Source organism: Pseudoalteromonas neustonica (assembly GCF_001653135.1).
GTDB lineage: Bacteria > Pseudomonadota > Gammaproteobacteria > Enterobacterales > Alteromonadaceae > Pseudoalteromonas > Pseudoalteromonas neustonica.
In genome coordinates this window covers 1-4,982 of the sequence record NZ_BDDS01000040.1, presented here as the reverse complement: position 1 = coordinate 4,982, position 4,982 = coordinate 1, and the positions used below count along the sequence as shown (strand labels likewise).

4 protein-coding genes are annotated in these 4,982 nt (G+C 38.6%); 1 reads left to right on the top strand and 3 read right to left on the bottom strand.

Features of this window, described 5'->3' with window-relative positions; all coding sequences use genetic code 11:
* The 3 genes from A7967_RS22945 to A7967_RS21805 form a co-directional block, all read right to left on the bottom strand.
* A partial coding sequence (locus tag A7967_RS22945; protein WP_157756425.1) for a helix-turn-helix domain-containing protein occupies positions 1-106 on the bottom strand: 106 nt, incomplete at its 3' end.
* A 550-nt stretch (positions 107-656) separates the two neighbouring features.
* Entirely contained in the window at positions 657-3,398 is a 2,742-nt protein-coding gene (locus tag A7967_RS21810) for an RHS repeat domain-containing protein (RefSeq protein WP_054206940.1), read from the bottom strand.
* Positions 3,395-3,955 carry a hypothetical protein gene (locus tag A7967_RS21805; protein WP_054206941.1) on the bottom strand — a complete coding sequence of 187 codons (561 nt, stop codon included), beginning with the start codon at positions 3,953-3,955 and terminating at the stop codon, positions 3,395-3,397. The genes A7967_RS21810 and A7967_RS21805 overlap by 4 nt, the downstream gene beginning before the upstream one ends.
* Before the next feature lie 283 nt (positions 3,956-4,238).
* Between A7967_RS21805 and A7967_RS21800 the strand changes: the two genes are divergently transcribed.
* Positions 4,239-4,613 carry a hypothetical protein gene (locus tag A7967_RS21800; protein ID WP_054206942.1) on the top strand — a complete coding sequence of 125 codons (375 nt, stop codon included), beginning with the start codon at positions 4,239-4,241 and terminating at the stop codon, positions 4,611-4,613.
* Positions 4,614-4,982: the final 369 nt, after the last annotated feature.

Sequence of the window (4,982 nt, the reverse complement as noted above, 5' to 3'; positions counted from 1 at the left end):
TATGGTGTCGATTTAATAGTTTACCAATGGATCGGCAGCTTTCGCCACTATTGAATCGATAGTAGATAGCTTTTCGTTCGAAACTGTTAAGATGTTCGTAAGACATTCTGAATTCCCTCGATAATGAGTTTGGTCGCACTTACTACATTAGCAAATATTTCAGAATGTCATATTTATTGGTGGGTTATGGTCAGTGGTGCACTTGCATAATGAATTCGGGGTTAAAGTGCTGCTATGGTAAATCACACGCAAGCATCAAGCTATTTGAGTCAGCGCCACTAGGAAGTGGCACTGACATTTTGCACAGCCTGCGGACAGTAAGTGCGCAGTTCTACTGGGGTTGTTTGCTCACTTTAAAGTCAAATAGTGAGTAAGTCGAAGCCATATTTTTATTCCATTGTGTCTATTAGGATCTCAGTACAAATACTCTAATTACTAAAAAGTAAACTAAAATACTTCCATAAATATAATCAAATAAGTGACCTAATGATGGGTAGTTGAAGAACAAAATCCAAGAACTTGCGACCCCTAATCCCATTAACAAAAACCTCAGCACAGGAACAACATTTCTATCTTTTACCTTTTTCCTTATAACTGCCACAGTTAAAACTAAGTCAATAATAAAAATTAAAGGAACTAATGTAACTAACGGGTTCTCAGTTAGCATTCTGCATAACTCCATTTCCAATTACTATCGCGTCATTAGCAAATAGTGCACTTCCAGATACTGTTCGATAATTTCTCACATAATCTCCTCTAAAGTGGATACGATCCCGTCCCAAAGAATTAGTTAAATTTCTTGAATGATGTATGGTGTTTGTGCCTGAAGCTCGTAGTCCAAATTGTCCTATTTTTCTCCCTAAAGCTGCCCAACCGGCGCTAGCTATGTCAACACCAAAATATGCGTAATCACCATATTGTTCACCCAATGCATACCTCCACCCTTCTTGAGCATAATTACTTTCTGTTAAACCAACACCTTGAGCAGTATTAAAAAGGCCATGCGCTAAAATTAAAGCACCTGGTATAAAAGTTATTGGGTTACTCATTAAACTAGCACCTAACAATGCCTGCCCAGAGCCCCCTATAGTTTGAAGCACATTCATACCATATTTTTGCACATAACCCAGAGCAGATCTCATCCCAGACATATGATTTTTAGCATTTGGTGGCGCAGGTAGTGTAGGTATATTGGGAAATAGTCCTTTACTACTATTGTTTCCTGACGAAGGGGCTGTACTTCTATTATTTGTGATTGTACTGGGAGAACCAATATCACTAATAGCACTTCCTATTTTACCTTGGCTCTTCTGAGTATTCTCATTACCATTTGACGGCATAGAACTTTTGGAAGAGTTAGCAATTGGTGCATTTGGATTATCACTATTGCCTTTTCTTCCAATATCACCACCTGCGGCATTAGGGCTAGAAGATGATTCCCCTTTATTTTTGCCTCCAGTAATTACAATCTCCAATGGCTTCGGCTCGCTTTGACAACCACCTGAATCTTCAGGGTTGCAGCTAGAATAACCTGTTGGATCTACCCCCGCCAATGGGTTATTCATTATGTAAGAGTAAGGGTTAATACTCTGGCTATTTGTTGGGCTTTGGATAACGGGATCAACACTCATAAACCGACCAAGGTTATAATCGTACACCCGACCGTTCATATGGATCAACTCTACACTTTGTAGATGTTCATGTCCTGTGAACCCTCGTTTTGTGAGCGACCAGTCTTGTAAAACTAGACCTGTATCTAATTCCCTTGCTTTGCCAAATACATCATAGTTACGTCTGCTGAGCAATAAGTTTTTATTATTACTCACACTATCTTTATGTCTTAAACCGTCTGTTAATGTAGCTAATGACCCTAAACGATCTGTACTAATGTGTACTACCTCTGGAGTATCTCCTCCTCGTGTCAATATTGTGTGGTTACCAATATAGCTACGAGCAATTTCTTCTCCCGTACCGTTTATTTCAAGCTCAAAAACACCTCCTATATAATACGTGGTTATACTGCTATTTCCGCTTCTTTTTAATTGCTTAAATCGCTGCTCTTGCGCGTCATAACTAAATTCTAGCGTATTATTATGACGCACTATCTTGTATGGCTTATTATCATTTGTATAAGCCACTGTAATACCATCGCCACTTATCTGGTTACCGTTATTATCATAATGATAGTTGACCGTCGATCCATTATTTTTTGTCAGCTCTCGTACTGCATTTGGCCCTGCATTTCCCCCAAGGTTGCGAGTCTGATCACCATAACGGTAATTTGTTGCGTAATCACTTTTTTCTAGCAGGTTACCTGCGGCATCATAATCATAATAAATTGCTGGCAGTGTTAATGTTGATGACGCAATGTTTGCACTGCGAATTCGGTGCAAATTATCGTAACTATAACTTTCGCGCCAATTAACGACATTATTAATACTATCGGTCACATTCCCGAAACCGTCGTATGCATAAATTAAGTGCTGCACTGAACTCTCTGCGTTACAATTCTCAGTCTCCCCAGTGCAAATTTGTTCAACTTGACCTGATAAAGTGCGAGTGAAATGTTGCTTTAAACCGTTTCCAAAGACTTTTGTTGCCTCCAACCCGAACTCATCATAGCTTTCGATGGTAACATAGCTGTGATTATCTTCTACGCGATAACTGCGCTCAGGGAACCCACGCTCATCGTATTCATAACCAACTATATCACCACCAGGTAGCTGCTCTCCTTTTAACCAACCATAATAAGTATCGTAAGCCCATCGTTGAGTAAATAAGCGACCACTTATTTGGGTATTCGTTTCTATCATCCTGCCTAAGCTATCGTGTCTGTAGTCATGCTGTACCTCACCACGTTTATCTTGAAGTAATAAATTATATTTTCCAGATTCATCCCCGTAGACCCAACTTCGCAGATCAGTGCCGCTAGATTGGTTTATAGTACGTCCCAGTTTGTCATAATTAAAGTACGTTTGGTTTAAGTTCGCATCTTGTTGCCAACGAAGCTCTCCTAAGACATTATATTTAAATGTCCAATCGCCTGAATTTGGATCTGAAATCGACAATTTATGGCCAAATACATTATAGTTTGCAGTAATGTTGCTACCATTAACATCACGAATAAAGTTAGTCCTTCCAAAGCTATCGTAACCATAAAAAGTTTGTTTTTGCTCTGCATCTGATGTGTGCATCAATTGATTCAAGCTGTTATATGTTCGACTCAAAAAAAATGAATTAACGCCACCTGCTACCGAACGAAAGCTACTCACTGTAATGTTCGTTTTAAGACCTTCATGTTCATAAGTCGTTTTATACTGCTGTGGAAAACTATCTATTTCTTTACTTAATGCCCGACCAAGCACATCATGATCGAGGTAATGAATACTACTTTTCATTTCATTTCATTTAAAAAGTGTGGGGCAACAACATGGACAAGATTGCCCTTTGAATCAAATGAGCTATTACTTGTAATTATTCTTCCATTATGAGTTGTTTTCTCTACACGTACTTCTCTGCTAAGAGCATCGAAATAACGCCGAATTTCAGGTTGCCCATCTTGCACTTGGGTCACGACAAATACTTCATTGTCTATACAATTAGCTGATTCATTGGTACACCAAAGATAACCAGTGTGTAGGGCGGCTGCGGCTAAGGTATCGTTACTCTCAGCCCACTGTTTAGTGGATATGCCAAACCAATTCTTCCTATTATGGCTTGCGACTCCATTCGCATCGATTATTTTCTGAGGCGCTCCAGTCATCGGGTGGTGCTCACTCAATGTCATTGCAACAATTTGATGACCCAACTGACTATTGAAGAGACGCAACGGATAAAAGCCATTGTTATCAAAGTCGGATTTAGTCCAACGCACACCTTCAATGCTGTTCTTCGATGTGGTTCCATTGCCTGTTAGTTCAGCACTGATGATATTGCCCCAACGATCGTATTCCATTGTGTTTGTTTGTATTAATGCACTATCTGAAACGCTGGTTTTTACAGTTTGCGGACGATAATTTAAATAATCTGAAAAGACTTGTTTTGACCACTTATCATAACTACCTTCAGGGGTGATCCCGTTGATTGCTGAATAACTTACAGATGTAGTGACCTTTTTACTCTCTAAAACTTTAGGGTGGATGTCCTTTTTATTATTGGAACTCAGTTATGGTTGAACCATCAATAAATTAAACACGAGTTATTCTACAGGCTCGTTATATATTTTAGGATCTAGAAATGTGTTAATTTTTGCAGCAATATTATTTTTATTGCCAAGTTGTATTGGGCAGTTTTATTCAACAAGAGAGTATGAGATGACTTTTTCTGATAATCTCGAAAAATGGAAAGTGGCTAAATTAATTGGTATCTTTTTAGCCGTTGGGATCTTTATCGGGCAAGTGTATAGCGTCGAATATAACACCTCTAGGTTGTTAGGTATTGTTATTTGGCCTGGCGTTTGGATGTCATTGATTATTTATACAAAACCGTTTGGCGAAGTTTTCTTAAATGACGCGTCAGAATACAAAAAAGTCGGTTTACTTGAAGATGCTGCATTTATAGTTGGTTGGATAGGAGTACTATTTCAAACCGCCAAGCTTATTATTTTGTTTTAAGAGAGAAGGGTGGTCAGATCGCTTGCTTGATATTACCTAGTAAAAATGTTCTGTAATAGCTTATCTAATGCTGACGATGCATGCTCAGCAGAATAAGATTTATGAAGTAATGAACTTGGCCCCTTTGTATGTCTTTATTTTTGGCTGCTAGCATATAAATCTGACCAACTTGCTTTTCTGGGCTGTTCTTCGCTTGCAATTGCTTACAGTCTAAAAAATAGCGTCTATACTCAGTTAATAATTCCCGAATTCAGGTTCCAAGTGCACCAAACCTTAAATCACTAATTAATAAAGACTTCTTCAGCTGTCTGATAATTTAGTATTTTCCTTGGGCGAGTATTAATTTTCATTACAACCTCTTGGAGTTGT

Coding starts and splice junctions, on each gene's coding strand:
- A7967_RS21810 (WP_054206940.1), bottom strand. CDS start 3,398: ATGAAAAGTAGTATTCATTACCTCGATCATGATGTGCTTGGTCGGGCA.
- A7967_RS21805 (WP_054206941.1), bottom strand. CDS start 3,955: ATGGAATACGATCGTTGGGGCAATATCATCAGTGCTGAACTAACAGGC.